Source organism: Rhodococcus sp. 24CO, assembly GCF_050586165.1.
Taxonomy (GTDB): Bacteria; Actinomycetota; Actinomycetes; order Mycobacteriales; family Mycobacteriaceae; genus Rhodococcus_F.
Genome location: NZ_JAZFNF010000058.1, coordinates 1 through 1,422, shown reverse-complemented (window position 1 = coordinate 1,422; position 1,422 = coordinate 1). Strand labels below are relative to the sequence as shown.

General features: G+C 61.2%; 1 protein-coding gene. It reads right to left on the bottom strand.

Annotated elements, in window-relative coordinates; genetic code table 11:
• Positions 1-16: 16 nt before the first annotated feature.
• Positions 17-1,123 (bottom strand): IS110 family transposase, encoded by a 1,107-nt coding sequence (locus V2B23_RS30815; protein ID WP_003945393.1) that lies wholly within the window; start codon positions 1,121-1,123, stop codon positions 17-19.
• Between the last annotated feature and the right edge of the window lie 299 nt (positions 1,124-1,422).

Genomic DNA, 1,422 nt, shown 5'->3' with positions numbered 1-1,422 from the left:
GATGCTCTCCTGAGAGTCAAGCTGCTTTTCGATGGTGTCGGGTGTTCGGGGTGATGGTCTGCGGTCCAGGGTTGAGGAGGTAGTAGACCTCGCGAGCCAGGTAGCGCTTCAGGCACCGGATAGTTTCCAGTTTCGAGTGGCCTTCGCTGGTTTTCTTCTCTACGTAGGCCTGGGTTTTCGGGTCGAGTCGAATGCGGCCGATGACGGCCAGATGCAAGGCTCGGTTGGCTTGGCGGTCACCGCCGCGATTGAGGCGGTGGCGTTGGGTCATGCCAGAAGATGCGGGTAGCGGTGCAACACCGCATAGCATCGCGAACGCGGCTTCGGATTTCATTCGATCGGAATTATCGCCGGCGGTGACAAGCATTTGTCCGGCGACTTCGATACCGATTCCGACGCGCTCGAGTAGTTGAGGTGCGAGGGCTTTCACGATTGGGTTGATCAGTTCGTCGAGATCGGCGATCTCGTCGGTTAATTCGAGATAGCGGCGAGCCAGGGACTTCATCGACACCCGGTAGGCGGTCACGGGATCAGTAGCGTTCGCGACATCCGGTCGCCAGGCGGCGAGGAGGCGGATCAGTTGCATCCGCGTCAGATCGCGGACCTGAGCGCGCAGCTCGTCGGGAGCGGAGATGATCGTCATCCGCAGCAGTTGCAGCGCACTGCGCCGCTCTCGTACCGAATGGGCTCGGGTCACCCTCAACACCCGAAGTGACTCGACGGCACCGTCTTTCGATTTCGGGGTGGTGGTGCGCCGGTTGGTCTTGGCTGCGCGGGCCGCGTTGATGGCGTCGAGGTCGTCGTCTTTGCCCTTACGGCGACGGTCCGAGCGATCGGGGCGGTCCACCTCGAGTACCGTCACGCCGGCTTTCGCGAGGTGGCGGGTCAGCCCAGCTCCGTAGGAGCCAGTGCCCTCAATACCGATCCGGATCAGATTGCCGTACTCGCCGATCCAGGTCAGCATGGTTCGATACCCGTTTCGGGTGGTCGGAAAACTGCGAGTTCCGAGGACGTTGTCGTCGGTATCGATCACCGCGGCGACGTGCAGTTCTTTGTGGGTATCGACTCCGGCGAACACTCGCCGGTCTTGATCGAGATCGGCTTTGTCAGGCATCCTTGTCATGTCGCTTTCCTCTCCGTTGACCGATGAGCAAGGCGGCGCCGCGCATCGACCGAACCGGCGGACAAGACAGTGATGAGCACCTGGTGGTGCAGGCTCTCCTCAGGTCACCCCGACGGTGAGGCGTAGCGCCTCACCGGGGGTTCCCAGGAACCGACAAATCCAAGGAAAGACACACGATCGTCGATCGGAGTGAGGGTCAGGAACACTGGGAACTCCCGGCACCAGCATTCTCTCGTCTCCATGCGGTAACGGTCAGGAAATCCGAAAACACCGGCACGAACAGTCTCACTGTCCGAGTG

Coding starts and splice junctions, on each gene's coding strand:
- V2B23_RS30815 (WP_003945393.1), bottom strand. CDS start 1,123: ATGACAAGGATGCCTGACAAAGCCGATCTCGATCAAGACCGGCGAGTG.